Annotated in this window: 13 protein-coding genes and 7 tRNA genes; 11 read left to right on the top strand and 9 right to left on the bottom strand. The window is 38.3% G+C overall.

Features of this window, described 5'->3' with window-relative positions; genetic code table 11:
* The first annotated feature begins 5 nt into the window (after positions 1 to 5).
* From thrA to thrC, 3 genes are read left to right on the top strand one after another with little or no spacing between them, the layout of a single operon-like run.
* Positions 6 to 2,453 (top strand): bifunctional aspartate kinase/homoserine dehydrogenase I, encoded by a 2,448-nt coding sequence (gene thrA / locus DV434_RS00100; RefSeq protein WP_118784990.1) that lies wholly within the window; start codon positions 6 to 8, stop codon positions 2,451 to 2,453.
* 12 nt (positions 2,454 to 2,465) lie between these two features.
* Positions 2,466 to 3,410 carry a homoserine kinase gene (thrB, locus tag DV434_RS00095; protein WP_118784991.1) on the top strand — a complete coding sequence of 315 codons (945 nt, stop codon included), beginning with the start codon at positions 2,466 to 2,468 and terminating at the stop codon, positions 3,408 to 3,410.
* A gap of 37 nt (positions 3,411 to 3,447) precedes the next feature.
* Positions 3,448 to 4,722, top strand: coding sequence for a threonine synthase (thrC, locus tag DV434_RS00090; protein ID WP_118784992.1), 1,275 nt, complete (start codon positions 3,448 to 3,450; stop codon positions 4,720 to 4,722).
* Between the two features lie 224 nt (positions 4,723 to 4,946).
* On the opposite strand, the gene DV434_RS00085 is transcribed toward thrC, so the two are convergent.
* From DV434_RS00085 to DV434_RS00065, 5 genes are all read right to left on the bottom strand, one after another.
* A tRNA-Lys gene (locus tag DV434_RS00085) sits at positions 4,947 to 5,022 on the bottom strand.
* 50 nt (positions 5,023 to 5,072) lie between these two features.
* Positions 5,073 to 5,159: transfer RNA gene (locus tag DV434_RS00080), tRNA-Leu, on the bottom strand.
* 4 nt (positions 5,160 to 5,163) lie between these two features.
* Positions 5,164 to 5,239, bottom strand: a tRNA-Gly gene (locus DV434_RS00075).
* Positions 5,240 to 5,393: 154 nt separating this feature from the next.
* Complete coding sequence (gene pgsA / locus DV434_RS00070) at positions 5,394 to 5,951, bottom strand: CDP-diacylglycerol--glycerol-3-phosphate 3-phosphatidyltransferase (protein ID WP_005625600.1); 558 nt, start codon at positions 5,949 to 5,951, stop codon at positions 5,394 to 5,396.
* Between the two features lie 100 nt (positions 5,952 to 6,051).
* Positions 6,052 to 6,654: a peroxiredoxin C gene (locus DV434_RS00065; RefSeq protein WP_118784993.1), complete on the bottom strand. Its 603-nt coding sequence runs from the start codon at positions 6,652 to 6,654 to the stop codon at positions 6,052 to 6,054.
* A gap of 136 nt (positions 6,655 to 6,790) precedes the next feature.
* Between DV434_RS00065 and metC the strand changes: the two genes are divergently transcribed.
* The gene (metC, locus tag DV434_RS00060) at positions 6,791 to 7,978 is read left to right on the top strand and encodes a cystathionine beta-lyase (protein WP_118784994.1); all 1,188 of its coding nucleotides are present in this window, start codon (positions 6,791 to 6,793) and stop codon (positions 7,976 to 7,978) included.
* A 48-nt stretch (positions 7,979 to 8,026) separates the two neighbouring features.
* Here the strand turns inward: metC and DV434_RS00055 are convergent, their stop codons facing one another.
* On the bottom strand, positions 8,027 to 8,620 hold the full coding sequence (locus DV434_RS00055; RefSeq protein WP_118784995.1) for a hypothetical protein: 594 nt from the start codon (positions 8,618 to 8,620) through the stop codon (positions 8,027 to 8,029).
* 163 nt (positions 8,621 to 8,783) lie between these two features.
* On the opposite strand from DV434_RS00055, the gene mpl reads away from it, so the two are divergent.
* Positions 8,784 to 10,145 carry a UDP-N-acetylmuramate:L-alanyl-gamma-D-glutamyl-meso-diaminopimelate ligase gene (gene mpl / locus DV434_RS00050; protein ID WP_118784996.1) on the top strand — a complete coding sequence of 454 codons (1,362 nt, stop codon included), beginning with the start codon at positions 8,784 to 8,786 and terminating at the stop codon, positions 10,143 to 10,145.
* Between the two features lie 107 nt (positions 10,146 to 10,252).
* Complete coding sequence (locus DV434_RS00045; protein ID WP_111697052.1) at positions 10,253 to 10,759, top strand: DUF2301 domain-containing membrane protein; 507 nt, start codon at positions 10,253 to 10,255, stop codon at positions 10,757 to 10,759.
* Between the two features lie 49 nt (positions 10,760 to 10,808).
* Here DV434_RS00045 and znuA read toward each other — a convergent pair whose 3' ends face one another.
* From znuA to mltA, 3 genes are all read right to left on the bottom strand, one after another.
* Entirely contained in the window at positions 10,809 to 11,852 is a 1,044-nt protein-coding gene (znuA, locus tag DV434_RS00040) for a zinc ABC transporter substrate-binding protein ZnuA (RefSeq protein ID WP_118784997.1), read from the bottom strand.
* A 178-nt stretch (positions 11,853 to 12,030) separates the two neighbouring features.
* Positions 12,031 to 12,801 carry a tRNA cyclic N6-threonylcarbamoyladenosine(37) synthase TcdA gene (gene tcdA, locus DV434_RS00035; protein WP_192881459.1) on the bottom strand — a complete coding sequence of 257 codons (771 nt, stop codon included), beginning with the start codon at positions 12,799 to 12,801 and terminating at the stop codon, positions 12,031 to 12,033.
* The gene (gene mltA, locus DV434_RS00030) at positions 12,801 to 13,913 is read right to left on the bottom strand and encodes a murein transglycosylase A (protein ID WP_118784999.1); all 1,113 of its coding nucleotides are present in this window, start codon (positions 13,911 to 13,913) and stop codon (positions 12,801 to 12,803) included. The genes tcdA and mltA overlap by 1 nt, the downstream gene beginning before the upstream one ends.
* Positions 13,914 to 14,098: 185 nt before the next feature.
* Between mltA and DV434_RS00025 the strand changes: the two genes are divergently transcribed.
* The 5 genes from DV434_RS00025 to DV434_RS00005 all read left to right on the top strand — a co-directional run bounded on the left by DV434_RS00025 (position 14,099) and on the right by DV434_RS00005 (position 16,865).
* A tRNA-Met gene (locus DV434_RS00025) sits at positions 14,099 to 14,175 on the top strand.
* Between the two features lie 130 nt (positions 14,176 to 14,305).
* Positions 14,306 to 16,441, top strand: a complete 2,136-nt coding sequence (rlmKL, locus tag DV434_RS00020; protein WP_118785000.1) for a bifunctional 23S rRNA (guanine(2069)-N(7))-methyltransferase RlmK/23S rRNA (guanine(2445)-N(2))-methyltransferase RlmL — start codon at positions 14,306 to 14,308, stop codon at positions 16,439 to 16,441.
* Between the two features lie 147 nt (positions 16,442 to 16,588).
* Positions 16,589 to 16,665 (top strand) — tRNA-Arg (locus tag DV434_RS00015).
* A gap of 26 nt (positions 16,666 to 16,691) precedes the next feature.
* Positions 16,692 to 16,767, top strand: a tRNA-His gene (locus DV434_RS00010).
* Between the two features lie 21 nt (positions 16,768 to 16,788).
* Positions 16,789 to 16,865, top strand: a tRNA-Pro gene (locus DV434_RS00005).
* Positions 16,866 to 17,065 lie beyond the last annotated feature (200 nt).

Here is a 17,065-nt window from a genome sequence, read left to right as displayed (position 1 = left end):
CAATCATGCGCGTACTAAAATTTGGCGGCACTTCGCTTGCAAATCCGGAACGTTTTTCCCAAGCAGCGAAATTGATCGAGCAAGCTCATTTAGAAGAGCAGGCAGCAGGTGTTTTATCAGCACCAGCCAAAATAACTAATCATCTCGTCGCCCTTTCTGAAAAAGCTGCATTAAATCAACCAACCGATACGCATTTCAACGAAGCAATCGAAATTTTCTATAACATCATCAATGGCTTACATGCCGAAAATAATCAATTCGACTTAAATGGCACCAAAGCACTTATTGATACTGAATTTGCTCAAATCAAAGGATTATTAGAAGAAATTCGTCAGGCAGGAAAAGTAGAAGATGCAGTTAAAGCGACAATTGATTGCCGCGGTGAAAAACTTTCTATCGCGATGATGAAAGCTTGGTTTGAAACGCGTGGCTATAGCGTACATATTGTGGATCCGGTCAAACAATTATTGGCAAAAGGCGGTTATCTTGAATCTTCTGTTGAAATTGAAGAATCAACAAAACGTGTTGATGCAGCAAGTATCGCAAAAGATAAAGTGGTGCTTATGGCAGGTTTTACTGCGGGTAACGAAAAAGGTGAGTTGGTGCTGCTCGGCCGTAATGGCTCAGATTATTCTGCAGCCTGTTTAGCCGCTTGTTTAGGCGCAAGCGTATGTGAAATTTGGACTGATGTGGATGGCGTTTATACTTGCGATCCGCGTTTAGTGCCTGATGCACGTTTATTACCAACTCTTTCTTATCGTGAAGCAATGGAACTTTCTTATTTCGGTGCGAAAGTGATTCATCCTCGTACGATAGGCCCATTGTTGCCACAAAATATTCCTTGTGTTATTAAAAATACAGGGAATCCTTCTGCGCCAGGTTCGATTATTGATGGCAATGTGAAATCAGAAGGTTTACAAGTCAAAGGTATTACTAATTTAGATAACTTGGCGATGTTTAATGTATCAGGCCCTGGTATGCAAGGCATGGTAGGGATGGCATCTCGTGTATTTTCAGCTATGTCAGGCGCAGGTATTTCAGTCATTTTAATTACTCAGTCTTCATCTGAATACAGTATTAGCTTCTGCGTGCCAGTGAAATCTGCAGAAGTAGCGAAAACTGTACTAGAAACTGAATTTTCTAATGAATTAAATGAACATCAATTAGAACCAATTGAAGTGATTAAAGATTTATCCATTATTTCTGTTGTGGGTGATGGAATGAAGCAAGCGAAAGGCATTGCTGCTCGTTTCTTCTCTGCGTTAGCACAGGCAAATATTAGCATTGTAGCGATTGCACAGGGTTCTAGTGAACGTTCAATTTCTGCAGTTGTGCCGCAAAATAAAGCGATTGAAGCGGTGAAAGCTACTCATCAGGCTCTTTTCAATAATAAAAAAGTAGTGGATATGTTTTTAGTGGGCGTTGGTGGAGTAGGCGGAGAATTAATTGAGCAGGTAAAGCGTCAAAAGGAGTATCTAGCAAAGAAGAATGTTGAAATTCGAGTTTGCGCTATTGCGAATTCCAACCGAATGTTGCTCGATGAAAATGGATTATGTTTAGACGATTGGAAAAACGATTTAGAAAATGCGACTCAGCCATCAGATTTTGATGTATTGCTTTCTTTCATTAAATTACATCATGTGGTGAATCCAGTATTTGTAGATTGTACCTCAGCCGAATCTGTAGCAGGGCTTTATGCCCGTGCGTTAAAAGAAGGTTTCCATGTGGTCACGCCAAATAAAAAAGCGAATACACGAGAATTAGCTTATTACAATGAGTTACGCCAAAACGCTCAAGCAAGCCAACATAAATTCTTATATGAAACGAATGTGGGCGCTGGTTTGCCAGTAATTGAAAATCTTCAAAACTTACTTGCTGCGGGTGATGAACTTGAATATTTTGAAGGCATTTTATCTGGCTCGCTTTCCTTTATTTTTGGTAAATTGGAGGAAGGACTTTCTCTTTCAGAAGTCACCGCACTTGCGCGTGAAAAAGGCTTTACTGAGCCAGATCCCCGTGATGACCTTTCTGGACAAGATGTAGCACGTAAATTATTAATTCTTGCTCGTGAAGCTGGAATTGAGCTTGAACTTTCAGATGTTGAAGTTGAAGGTGTATTGCCGAAAGGCTTCTCTGAAGGAAAATCTGCAGATGAATTTATGGCAATGTTGCCACAGCTTGATGAAGAGTTTAAAGCTCGTGTTTCCACCGCTAAAGCTGAAGGCAAAGTATTGCGTTATGTTGGCAAAATTTGCGAAGGTAAATGTAAAGTATCTATTGTTGCAGTCGATCAGAATAATCCACTTTATAAAGTGAAAGACGGTGAAAATGCTTTGGCATTTTATACTCGTTATTACCAACCTATCCCGCTTTTATTACGTGGTTATGGCGCAGGCAATGCGGTTACTGCGGCAGGTATTTTTGCAGATATCTTAAGAACATTACAACATTAATAAGGATTCCCAATGTTAAGAATTTACGCCCCTGCATCTAGCGCGAATATTAGCGTAGGTTTCGATACTTTAGGTGCCGCGATCTCTCCTATTGATGGTTCATTGTTAGGTGATGTGGTTCAAATAGAATCTATTTCAAGTGGTTTTGAGTTAGAAAGTGCGGGCTATTTTGTTCGTAAATTACCGAAAGAACCACAAAAAAATATTGTTTACCAAGCTTATGTGCTATTTCGCGAGCAATTAAAATTACGCGGAGGAAATGTGAAGCCTTTGCGTTTAACGCTCGAAAAAAATATGCCTATTGGCTCTGGTTTAGGCTCTAGTGCTTGTTCTATTGTTGCTGCATTAGTAGCATTAAATCAGTTTCATGATGGCCCTTTTTCGAAAATGGAATTGCTTGAAATGATGGGCGAATTGGAAGGCCGTATTTCTGGTTCAATCCATTATGATAATGTTGCACCTTGCTATCTTGGCGGTGTGCAATTTATGGTGCAATCGCTCGGCAATATTTGTCAAAAATTGCCATTTTTTGATAATTGGTATTGGGTGTTAGCCTATCCGGGAATTGAAGTTTCTACTGCTGAAGCGCGTGCAATTTTACCGAAAAGCTATACTCGACAAGACGTGATTGCCCATGGTCGTCATTTAGGTGGCTTTGTGCATGCTTGCCATACCCATCAGGAAAACCTTGCAGCGATTATGATGAAAGATGTCATTGCTGAGCCTTATCGTGAATCTTTGCTACCTAATTTTGCTGAAGTAAAACAAGCTACACGAGATTTAGGTGCACTTGCCACTGGTATTTCAGGCTCAGGGCCTACTATTTTCTCTATTGCCCCTGATTTACAAACTGCAATTAAACTTTCAAGTTATTTAGAAAGCCATTATTTACAAAATAATGAAGGTTTTGTGCATGTATGTAAGGTCGATAACGAAGGCGCAAGAGAAATTAAATAAGTTAATTTAAATAGATAAAATTAAAAACGGATTAAATATGAATTTATACAATATTAAACATCCCGAAGAACAAGTCACTTTTTCTCAGGCTGTTCGTCAAGGTCTTGGACGGGATCAAGGTTTATTCTTTCCAGAAGTTATTCCTCAACTTAATAACATTGATGAATTACTTGAATTACCTCTTGTTGAGCGTAGTCAAAAAATTTTGGGTGCATTAATTGGTGAAGAATTACCGAAAGCAACGTTAGACGAGATGGTGAAAAATGCGTTTACTTTCACCGCACCGTTAGAAAAAGTGGAAGATAATATTTATGCACTTGAATTATTTCATGGTCCTACATTGGCATTTAAAGACTTTGGGGGGCGTTTTATGGCACAGGCACTTGCGGCGGTACGTGGTGATGGAAAAATCACTATTTTAACGGCAACATCTGGCGATACTGGAGCAGCTGTAGCACATGCGTTTTATGGATTAGAAAATATTAATGTAGTTATCCTTTATCCAAAAGGCAAAATCAGTCCATTGCAAGAAAAATTGTTCTGCACCCTTGGGGGGAATATTCGTACTGTTGCAATTAACGCTGATTTCGATGCATGTCAGGCTTTAGTTAAGCAAGCCTTTGATGATGCTGAATTGCGCCAAGCTATCGGACTCAACTCCGCAAATTCTATTAATATTAGCCGATTATTAGCTCAAGTTTGTTATTATTTTGAGGCTGTAGCACAATTGCCAAAAGAAAAACGTGATAATGTTGTGGTTTCTGTGCCAAGTGGTAATTTTGGTAACTTAACTGCGGGATTAATTGCAAAAACCTTAGGCTTGCCGATAAAACGCTTTATCGCCTCAACAAACGCAAATGATACTGTACCACGTTATTTGAAGTCGGGAAATTGGGAGCCTAAAACGACAGTTGCAACCCTTTCTAATGCAATGGATGTAAGTCGCCCAAATAACTGGCCAAGAGTGGAAGAACTGTTTAAACGAAATGGTTGGGATTTAACTAATTTAGGTTCGGGGATGCTAAGTGATAGCGAAACAGAAGATACCTTAAAAGCGATGCAGGCGAAAGGTTATTTATGTGAACCTCACGGTGCAATAGCTTACCAAGTGTTGAAAGATCAACTTAAAGCGGATGAAACAGGAATTTTCCTGTGTACAGCGCACCCTGCGAAATTTAAAGAATCCGTAGAGCGTATTCTTGGTATTCAGCTTTCATTACCTGAAGCTCTGGATAAACATAATCAGCTGCCATTGCTTTCTGATGAAATGGATAATGATTTTGCACAACTACGGGCTTACTTATTGAAGTAATAAAGTGCAGTAAATTTTTATTGTGTTTTGGATAGCATCTGATTTTCAGGTGCTATTTTATTTTTAGAAAATAGGGTATAGAGATAAAAAATAAGGATGTATTAACTAATTAATTTTACATTAATAGAAAGAATAGCTATTTATCAATAAGGCAGTGATTTGAAAAGTAGTATTAAATTTAGGCAATAAAAAAATATCTTTTCGGTGCTTACTTTATTTTAAAGTGGTGGGTCGTGAAGGATTCGAACCTTCGACCAACGGATTAAAAGTCCGCTGCTCTACCGACTGAGCTAACGACCCAATTAGATGATTTTAAAGTAAATTTTAAAATCTTTTGATTGGTGTTTAAATGGTGCCCGAAGCCAGACTTGAACTGGCACGCCTCGAAAGGCGAGGGATTTTAAATCCCTTGTGTCTACCGATTCCACCACTCGGGCAAATTGGAGCGGGAAACGAGGCTCGAACTCGCGACCCCGACCTTGGCAAGGTCGTGCTCTACCAACTGAGCTATTCCCGCATTTATCACCAATCAGCATTGCTGCGTGACAACGGGGCGTATTTTACGGTTTTATAGTCTTGTGTCAAATGAAAAAAATAAAAAAAACTTTGTTTGATTAAAAATAAGACAAAATGATAAAAGTACGGTAGAAAATACCGCACTTTATCGAGAATTAGAGTTTGAGGTCATCTAGTAGGCTACCTTTTGCTGCCTGTAAATATTGGATCATAGACCATACTGTTAAAATGGCTGCGATGTAAAGTAAGATTATAGCGGCAATTTCCATATAGTTATTGTAACGCCATAATAATCCGCCTAGGGCTAACATTTGTGCGGTTGTTTTCCATTTTCCCCACCAAGAGACAGCGACTTTACTACGCTCTCCGAGTTCTGCCATCCATTCACGTAATGCAGAAATTATAATTTCGCGAGAAATCATAATAATGGCAGGAATCGTAATCCAAAGAGAGTGTTGGTATTCAACGATGAGAACCAAGGCTGCGACAACCATTACTTTATCCGCAACAGGATCCAAAAAAGCGCCAAATCTTGTAGTTTGTTTCCATTTACGAGCCAAATAACCATCAAGCCAATCAGTAACACCGGCAATAAAGAATATGAATGTAGTAATAAAAGGGGAGGATTCGATAGGTAAATAAAATGCAATCACGAAAAACGGAATCAGGATTACGCGAAACATCGTTAGGAAAATAGGAATATTAAATTTCATAGAAATGAACCGCTCTTGGTGTTAGAGATACGCCTATTCTAAAGTATCTAAGACTATAAAAAAAGCCACATTGTGTGGCTTTCTTGTAAATAATTACGGATTAAAGTTTATCAGCGTTTTGTTTTAAGTATTTTGCAACGCCTTCAGGATTGTCTTTCATCCCTTCTTTACCTTTTTCCCATTGAGCAGGGCATACATCACCGTGCTCTTCGTGGAATTGTAATGCATCAACCATACGTAACATTTCATCGATGTTACGACCTAATGGAAGATCGTTTACTACTTGGTGACGAACGATGCCATTTTTGTCGATTAAGAATGAAGCGCGTAATGCAACGCCTGCTTCAGGATGTTCAATACCGTATGCTTGAGCAATTTCGTGTTTTACGTCTGCCGCTAATGCATATTTAACTTGACCGATACCACCATTTTCAGTTGGGGTGTTACGCCATGCATTGTGAGTGAATTGAGAGTCGATAGAAACACCAACGACTTCTACGCCACGTTTTTTGAATTCTTCATAACGGTGGTCAAATGCGATTAACTCAGAAGGGCAAACAAAGGTAAAGTCTAATGGGTAGAAAAAGATTACTGCAGCTTTTCCAGCAATGTGTTTTTTAAAGTTGAAGTTATCAACGATTTCGCCATTGCCTAATACAGCAGATGAAGTAAAATCTGGTGCTTGACGGGTTACTAATACCATAGTCATAATTCCTATATAAAGTTAAGTTGAAGTTTTGCCACACAAAATAGCAGCGCGGTTCTATTTGAAACGCCGACATTTTATACTCGATTTTATCTATTAAAGCAATTAATCTTATCTAAAATAAGGTGGAAATATGCAACAACACAATCTCTCAACAACATTTGTCCATGCAGGGCGTAAAAAACGCTTTTCACAAGGATCGGTAAACCCTGTTTTACAGCGAGCTTCTTCATTAGTATTTGACAGTATTGAAGATAAAAAACATGCCACTCAACATAGAGCAAAAGGCGAATTATTTTATGGCAGAAGAGGGACGCTAACACATTTTGCGTTACAAGATTTAATGTGCGAAATGGAGGGGGGCACAGGCTGTTATCTTTACCCTTGTGGTGCAGCAGCAGTAACTAACTCGATTCTTTCTTTTGTAAAAAGTGGCGATCATGTATTAATGAGTGGCGCAGCTTACGAGCCAACCCAAGATTTCTGTAATATTGTGCTGAAAAAAATGCAGATCGATACAACTTATTACGATCCTCTTATTGGGGCTGATATTGCAACGCTTATTCAACCGAATACAAAAGTACTTTTCTTGGAAGCACCGAGTTCTATCACAATGGAAATTCCCGATATTCCGACTATTGTGAAGGCTGCAAGAAAGGTGAGCCCAAATATTGTGATTATGATTGATAATACTTGGTCGGCAGGTGTTCTATTTAAAGCGTTAGAGCGTGACATTGATATTTCTATTCAAGCGGGTACGAAATATTTAGTAGGGCATTCTGATATTATGATTGGTACTGCCGTTGCGAATGCCCGAACTTGGGATCAACTTAGAGAACATTCCTATTTAATGGGGCAGATGGTGGATGCGGATTCTGCTTATACGACCGCTCGTGGTATTCGTACATTGGGTGTACGATTAAAACACCATCAGGAAAGTAGTATTAAAGTAGCAAAATGGTTGAGTGAGCAACCAGAAGTAAAAACTGTGTACCATCCAGCTTTACCAAGTTGCCCAGGTCATGAATTCTTTTTACGAGACTTTAGTGGTAGCAGCGGTTTATTTTCTTTTGAATTAACTAAGCGATTGACATCGGAAGAAGTCTCAAATTTCATGGATCATTTTCAACTTTTCACTATGGCTTATTCATGGGGAGGATTTGAGTCTTTAATTCTTTGTAATCAACCAGAAGAAATTGCACATATTCGTCCAAATATTAAACGTAACTTTACAGGTTCGTTAATTCGTGTGCATATTGGCTTTGAAGATGTAGATGAATTGATTGCAGATTTAAAAGCTGGATTTGAGCGAATTGCCTAAAAGTGCGGATAAAAAAATGCCTGTTTTACACAGGCATTTTTTATAGGATTATTTTTGTTCTGACACTAAGCCAATTTTGGAACCGTCAGCAAAATGAATTGAAGTCCCAATAATATCGACTTGAATACTTTTTCCTTGTTGTAAGTGAGGACGAATTTGAGAAAGCACGGCTTCTTCATCGGTTGATAAGGTAACGACTTCATTTGCTTTCGGTGCAATTGTTTTTCCAAATTGTAATGCAGGAAGATTTGCTACATAGAACGGCTGATTATTTTCTTTGTAAATAGTGAGCCATTGCGCTTCTGAAATTGCTTTATCGCTTAGATTTGTAATTTCATAAGTGATAGAAAAGGATTTTAAATCATCAGTAACAGAAACATTAGTAACTTTTATGTTTGCAACTTTTTGAAATTCTGCATTAGCTTGAGCAACTAATTCATCTATTTTTATTTGAGCCTGTTGTTCTGATTGGGTTGTTGCTGGTTGTGCAGCTTCTGTTGCAGGTTGAGCTTTTTCTACAGCAGGTTGAGTTGTTTCTACTGCGGGTTTTTCAGCTTGTTTTTGCTCTTTATCGTTACAAGCGGTTAATACAATTGAAGCTGCGATGATACTTGCAAAGAGAAAAGATTTATTAAATTTCATTGTAAATTCCTTCATTATATTTTGTTAGTTAAGTTGTACTCGTTTTTTAAAGGCTCAATTATAGCCCATGTGAGCTTTTATGACAGTCTTTTATTTTGAAAGTTCATAGAAGTTGTTTTATTATACTTTTCATTTTCCTTGATAAGTTAAGTAGAGAAGTACAATGAAACATATTCATATCTTAGGTATTTGTGGCACATTTATGGGTGGCGTGGCGATGATTGCTAAACAAATGGGCTATCACGTGACGGGTTCTGATACCAATGTTTACCCTCCAATGAGCACTTTTTTAGAAGAGCAAGGCATCGAGATTATTCCAAATTATGATGTTGCACAATTACAACCTGCGCCTAACATGGTAATCATTGGTAATGCAATGAAACGTGGTAATCCTTGCGTAGAATATGTGTTGGAAAATAATTTGAAATACACATCTGGTCCTCAATGGTTGCATGATCATTTATTGCGAGATCGTTGGGTATTGGCAGTTTCTGGTACGCATGGAAAGACAACTACAACAGGTATGTTAACGTGGATCTTAGAGCAAAATGGCTTAAAACCAGGATTTTTAATCGGCGGAATTGCCGGTAATTTTGGCATTTCAGCTCGTTTAGGAGAAAGCCCTTATTTTGTTATTGAAGCTGATGAATATGATACAGCTTTCTTTGATAAACGTTCGAAATTTGTCCATTATAATCCTCGCACACTTATCGTAAATAACATTAGTTTTGACCATGCAGATATTTTTGATGATCTCAAAGCGATCCAACGCCAATTTCATCATATGATTCGAACTATTCCAGCAAGTGGCTTGGTATTAAGTTCGGCGAGTGAACAAAGTGCAAAAGAAACTTTGGCATTGGGATGTTGGTCACAACAACAATTTTTAGGCAAAGATAATGAGTGGTTTGCTGAACGTATTACAAATGATGCCTCACATTTTGCGGTCTTCCATCATGGTGAAAAAGTGGCAGAAGTAAAATGGAATGTAGTCGGACTACATAATATGCATAACGCTTTAATGGCGATCGCTGCTGCTCATCATGCAGGTGTGGCTATTGAAGATGCGTGTAAAGCATTGGGATCTTTTGTAAATGCTAAACGTCGTTTAGAAGTAAAAGGCGAAGTTAATGGTATCACCGTTTATGATGATTTTGCTCATCATCCAGAAGCTATTCTTGCTACGCTAACCGCTTTACGAGATAAAGTAGGTGGTGGTGTGCGAATTTTAGCAGTGCTTGAGCCTCGTTCTAACACAATGAAAATGGGTGTTCATAAAGATGAAATTGCGCCTGCACTTGGCCGAGCTGATGAAGTGTTTATGCTTCAACCAGAACAACTTCCTTGGGAAGTGGCAGATATTGCAAACCAATGTGTACAACCTGCCTATTGGAATGCAAATTTAGATCGATTAGTGGATATGATTGTCGCTGAGGCCCAACCTACAGATCACATTTTGGTGATGTCTAATGGCAGTTTTGGTGGCATTCATCAAAAAATTCTTGATAAGCTTAAACAGAAATAATCAAAGTGCGGTTAATTTAGAAAATGTTTTTAAGTTGACCGCACTTTTTATTGAGTTGACGTAACATTTATTTTTAATTTGTAATTTATAAAAGGAATCTTTGTAGAATGGCTGATCCACATATTAAATCCCCGATGGATTTTTTAGATAATCTGACTGTCATTATTTATCGTTCTGGCTTTGTGATAGCGGCGTTGGCTATTCTTGCCATGAGTTGGTATCCAGATTTATCGCTCACATTTATATTAATTGCGGCAACTTGCTGTGCCTCTTCGTTACATATTTATCTGAAATCTTTCCGATTGCTTTTTCAATTTGCTACTTGGATAGGATTACTGTTTTATATTAATCATTATCCCGCTTTGGCCCTTGGCGGTGCGTTACTTACTTTAGGTGGTTTGTGTTTTAAAGAATATTTTTGTTTCCGCGTACCTTTGCTAAATTTACAGCCGATATTTGTGGCTTGCTTGTGGTTTTCATGGGTGTTAAATAATCTTATCGCATTACGCATTTTTTCTATTATTTCTGGCGTATTACTTTTAGTTTTAGCGATACAAAAATGGCGAATGCCTTTGCATTTTGATATTGGAGACAAAACAAAATATCAAATTTAGAAAAGAAAATGACCGCACTTTTATATGCGGTCATTGTTTTTAGAAAGGTTTATTTAGCTAAACATTCCATGTAACTATCTGCGGTAGATTGCAAGAATGTTGCATAAGAATTTTTACCTAAATTGACTTTATCGCCAATTGGATCGAGTTGTCCTACATTGACTTTAGTATTTTGTGCTAACGACTCAATCACTTTCGGCGTAAATTGTGGTTCTGCGAATAAGCAATTTACTTTATGTTCTGCGATTTCTTCTTTAATGTGCGCTAAAGTTTTTGCACCTGGCGCAACTAATGGATTGATGGTGAAGTAACCCGTTTGTTTTAAACCATAAGAATCATTGAAATAACCATAAGCATCGTGGAAAACGTAGAAACCTTTATCTTTAACGTTCGTAAGTTGTGCTGTAATTTTTTCACTTTGTTCTGCCAAAGTGCGGTTAAAATCTGAAAGATTTTGAGCAATCAAATCTTTTTTATCTGGGAATTGTGCAGTTAATTTATCCGCTACTTTTTGTGCCACAACTTTGCTGATAGCGGGAGAATACCAAACGTGCCAGTTTGTTGTTAAACCTTCGTCATGATCATGGTGATCGTGATCATGGTCGTGATGTTCATGAGCGTGGTCATGATGTTCATGCTCGTGCTTATGATCATGGCCGTGTTCATGTTCGTGATCGTGTTTATGTTCGTGTTTGTGATCATGCTCATGTTTATGATCGTGATTGACATCTTCATGGAAATGCTCGTGGTGAGCTTTACTTAATAAAGGTTCAACATCCGCAAGATCGGCAATGGTAATCACTTTTTTACGTTCAATTTGGCTAATCGGCTTGTCTAAAAATGAATCAACATCTTCACCAATCCACACAACTAAATCTGCAGATTTTACTTTTTGAATATCAGATAATTTCAAATTGTAGTCATGCGGAGAGGCGCCTGCAGGAACAAGGACTTGTGTACCAGTTACGCCATCTGCAATAGATGAAACAATAAAACCTAAAGGTTTTACTGATGCCAATACATCGGCATTTGCCATCATTGGCGCACTTAAAAGTGCGGCAGAAACGGCGCTAATTTTTAAAAGTTTTTTCATATTTCTGTTTCCTTACTTGTTGGTAATAATTCTCAAAGGGAAAAAAGAGTACGCCTTTTTATATAAATTGCAACGATTTTATAGAGCACGCGAGGGAAAATTTTTCATTTTCAAAGTAAATAGGTTTCATTCGATAAAAAATGCACATTTATGGTCAATGTGCATTTTCAAGAGGATATTAAGATTTTTTCTTTAGTAATTTATCTATTACACGAGAAACCGCAAAAAAACCAAAGGTTGCCGTAATCATTGTGGCTGCGCCAAACCCATTTGCGCAATTCATTGTGGCTGAAATAGAACAGTCTTCTGTCATTTGTGGGAATATTAAAGGTTGTGTTGAAAATATCGCGTCGATACTAAATTTACGCTTTGGATTTTGGCTAAAATTGTAATCCTTACGTAAAACTGACCGCACTTTGGCGAGCAGCGGATCTTGAATGGTTTTACTGAGATCGGCAATTTGAATTTGGGTTGGATCAGTTTGACCGCCAGCACCACCAATAGTAATCACGTTAATTTTGTTACGTTTACAATAAGCAATCAGAGACGCTTTAGTTTTCACATTGTCAATAGCATCAATGACATAGTCATAGCTTCGATTGAGGTAATCCGATTGATTCTCTGGCGAGATAAAATCATCAATAATATTAATGGTACATTCTGGGTTAATTAATTTTACTCGCTCTGACATGACTTCAGTTTTTAATTTGCCGATTGTGCCGCTCATCGCGGGAAGTTGGCGGTTGATGTTCGTGACGCAAATATCATCCATATCAATTAATGTGAGTTCGCCAATGCCAGATCGTGCTAAGGCTTCAACAACCCAAGAGCCGACACCGCCAATGCCAATCACGCAAATATGCGCTTGGCGTAAGCGTGCTAAGCCATCAGGCGTATAAAGTCGTCCAATGCCACCAAAGCGTTGTTCGTAATTATCTATTCTAGCCATTACCGTAATACCCATACTCGGCCATAGTGTTTTGATAATCCTGCAATATGGCCTGCTTGATCACCAATGCCACGATATAAGTCAAAGTGGTGGCCTTTCACCGCACCGCCCACATCAAGTGCAACCATTAAATGCAATTTGTGTGTGCCAAGCCAGTTTCCGTTATTATCAATGTCAGGCACTTCGACTAAAAGAACAGTACCAGATGGTACAACGCTACGATCTGATGCTACTGATGCCATTGGTACAAGTGGTACGCCTGCAGAACCTTTTACTTTGCCACTTGGATCATTTTTGAAGAATACATAAGAAGAATTACGTTCTAACAAACTTTGTACACGAGAGGGATTGCGATTGCCCCATTCACGAATTGCTTGAATAGACATTTTCTCTTTTGGTACTTCACCATCTTCTACTAATAAACGCCCAACGGCGGTGTAGGGAAAGCCATTTTGTCCGGCATAAGCGAAGTAATTAAGGTTGTCATCACCAAAATCTACATAACCACTGCCTTGTACCCCAAGTAAAAAGTTCTCTAACATGGAGTCGCTATACGCTAATTCTAATCCTTGACCCGCTAATGCTCCAGCGTAGATTTGTGCACGGCTAAAACGTTTATTTGCCGGCATACGATAAATTGGATTTTGGAATTGACCTTGCGGTGAACGGCGTGCATGAAGGACTGGAGAGTAGTAGCCTGTCATTAAAACATTTTGATATCCATCGAACCCACGCATAATTTGCGGGTTAATTCCAAATTTAGAAAGCTCACTGACATTGGCGCCAGAAAGTACCCAGTTCACAATTTTTTCATAGTTGCCATAGAAACGAGCAGATAGTTTGCTTGAATAACTTTGTACATTTGAAAGTTGAGTTAAAAAATCACCTTGATTAATGACCGCACTTTGGTTTTCGACTTGAGAAACTGGCATCAACACAGCTTGTTGATAATTACGACCCGAATATTTTGCACCAAATTGTTGAGGATCGCTGCCGTTTGACGTGGTTGGAATTTGAGTTTTTGTTGTATTAGAAGAACCACAGGCAACTAAAAGTGCGGTTGTCACTGCAATAGAAAATGTTTTTAATGAGAAAAATTTTCGAACTGACATTTTTAATCCTAAATAAGCTTAAATAAGGCTGCATACGCTATCAAAAATCCTTCAAAACGACCAGTGTTATTTAGTCAAGCTGATTAATAAAAACGCACATTGAACATTTTATTAACAAATGAAATATAAACTTTTGTTTAATTCTTGCAAAAAAATATTAATAGCGTATAGTGCACCACATCAGACGCGGGGTGGAGCAGCTTGGTAGCTCGTCGGGCTCATAACCCGAAGGCCGTCGGTTCAAATCCGGCCCCCGCAACCAACAAATTCTAAAGCCCTGATTTGAGAAAATCAGGGCTTTTCTTTTTACAGTTTAACTCGCTATGATGATCTCAATTAGATCATCTTTTTCTATGCTATAATCCCTCAAAATTTTCAAAATCGGTACCTAAATGAAACAATTATTTGCAACGACTTCTCGTGGCTTTGAAGAATTATTAAAAGTTGAACTCACTGAACTTGGCGCGCAAGAGGCAAAAGTGGTTCAAGGGGGCGTTCATTATCAAGCAGATGATGAAACTTTATACCGCACTTTGCTTTGGCCACGCCTTGCTTCACGCATTTTATTTCCTTTGATTGAAACTAAAATTTACAGTGATTTGGATCTTTATGCGGCTGTTTCTGGCTTTAATTGGTTAGCGCAATTTGATGAACGAGTTACCTTCTTTGTAGATTTTAATGGAACCAACCAAGAAATTCGTCATACTCAATTTGGTGCGATGCGCGTTAAAGATGGAATTGTCGATTACTTTGAGCGTCAAGGTAAAACTCGCCCTGATGTAGATAAAATTCAGCCGGACGTACGTATCCATGCTTATTTGAATCGTGAAAATTTAGTGATTTCTTTAGATTTAAGTGGGGAAACATTGCATTTACGAGGCTATCGTGAAGATGCAGGTCAAGCGCCTTTACGTGAAACTCTAGCGGCGGCAATTGTTATGCGTTCAGGTTGGCAAGCGGGTTCTCCATTAGTAGATCCAATGTGTGGTTCAGGCACGCTTTTAATTGAAGCTGCACAAATGGAAGCCAAAATTGCGCCGCAACTTTATCGTTTACATTGGGGATTTGATTTTTGGAAAGCGCATAATCAATCGGCTTGGGAAAAAGTAAAAAATGAAGCGATTGAATTAGCAGAAGAAAAACAAAGTGAAATTCAACCGCACTTTTATGGATTTGACCTCGATCACCGCGTATTAAAAAAGGCGCAGAAGAATGCACAAAATGCAGGTGTTTCACATTTAATTAAATGGCAACAAGGTGATGTCGCAGCGTTGAAAAATCCTCGTTTAAATGAAGTTGGTACGGTTATCTGTAATCCACCTTATGGGGAACGTTTAGGAACAACACCAGCTTTAATCGCGCTCTATTCTGTATTTGGGCAGAGACTTAAAAAAGAATTTTGCGGTTGGAATGTTTCTGTTTTTAGTAGCGAATCCACATTGCTTGATTGTTTGAGAATGCGTGCCAGCCGACAGTTTAAAGCAAAAAATGGCCCACTAGATTGTGTGCAGAAGAATTATCAAGTTTCAGAACGAAAATCTGACGAAATTACAGCTGAAAATGAACTAGAATTTAACCGCACTTCGGAGGTGGCAACCGATTTTGCTAATCGATTACAAAAAAATATTAAGAAAATTAGCAAATGGGCAAAGCAACAAGGATTAGACGCTTATCGTTTATATGATGCTGATTTGCCTGAATATAATTTAGCCGTCGATCGTTATGCAGATTACATTGTTGTGCAAGAATATGCAGCACCGAAAAATATTGATGAAAATAAAGCGCGTCAACGTTTATTAGATGCTGTTACTGCAACTTTGCACGTTACTGGTGTCGAAACAAATAAGTTGATCCTCAAAGTTCGTCAGAAACAAAAAGGTAGCAACCAATATGAGAAATTAGCCAATAAAGGTGAATACTTTTATGTGAATGAATATGGCGCGCAACTTTGGGTAAATTTGACAGATTATTTAGACACTGGCTTATTCTTAGATCACCGTTTAACAAGAAAAATGATTGGTGAATTGGCAAAAGGTAAAGATTTCTTGAACTTGTTTGCTTATACCGGTTCTGCAACTGTTCATGTGGCACTTGGTGGCGCTAAATCGACAACGACCGTTGATATGTCAAATACTTATCTTAATTGGGCGGAGCAAAATCTTATTTTGAATGATATTAAAGGTAAACAGCATAAATTAATTCAAGCAGATTGCCTTCAATGGTTAGAAAAATGTGATCGTCAATTTGATTTGATATTTGTGGATCCACCGACGTTTTCTAATTCTAAACGTATGGAAGAGAGTTGGGATGTTCAACGAGATCATGTGAAATTGATGAGCAATTTAAAACGAGTTTTGTCGAATAATGGCACAATTGTTTTCTCGAATAATAAACGTGGATTCAAAATGAATTTAGTTGCGTTGGAAGAATTAGGTTTAAGTGCGGTAGAAATTTCGCATAAAACGTTACCACTAGATTTTGAACGTAATAAACAAATTCATAATTGTTGGATGATTCAACATATATAATGATTCGCCAAGTTGTAAAATAGTCGAAAAAATAGTGAATTTTAAACAAACTGAATAAAAAACTATCGCTCAAACATTTTTTTTCAAAAAGTGCTAGACAAGGTTTTATTAAATCATTAATATACGCCTCCGCAACGACGCAGTAACGCGTTCGTAGCTCAGTTGGATAGAGCGTTGGCCTCCGGAGCCAAAGGTCGCAAGTTCGAATCTTGTCGAGCGCGCCAGGTCAGTGCAATAACAACTTTTAATGGTGGCTATAGCTCAGTTGGTAGAGCCCTGGATTGTGATTCCAGTTGTCGTGGGTTCGAATCCCATTAGCCACCCCATCTTATCTCTATAAGATCTGACGGCGAGTAGCGCAGCTTGGTAGCGCAACTGGTTTGGGACCAGTGGGTCGTAGGTTCAAATCCTATCTCGCCGACCACTTTATTTTGCTCTTTAACAATATATCAGACAATCTGTGTGGGCACTTGTTGATTGACTTGTTTTAAAAATATTTTTTAATTTTGAAGTCTTAATAGGTGCTTAACTGAAAATTCATCATTACTTTTTTAAGTAGTGTTTTATTTATAGCTAAGCAGTTTATTGAGCGATTGAACTTGAATTGAAGAGTTTGATCATGGC

Origin of the sequence: Haemophilus haemolyticus, from assembly GCF_003493685.1 — a bacterium.
Classification (GTDB): Bacteria; Pseudomonadota; Gammaproteobacteria; order Enterobacterales; family Pasteurellaceae; genus Haemophilus; species Haemophilus haemolyticus_O.
This window is presented reverse-complemented; position numbering and strand designations above follow the sequence as displayed.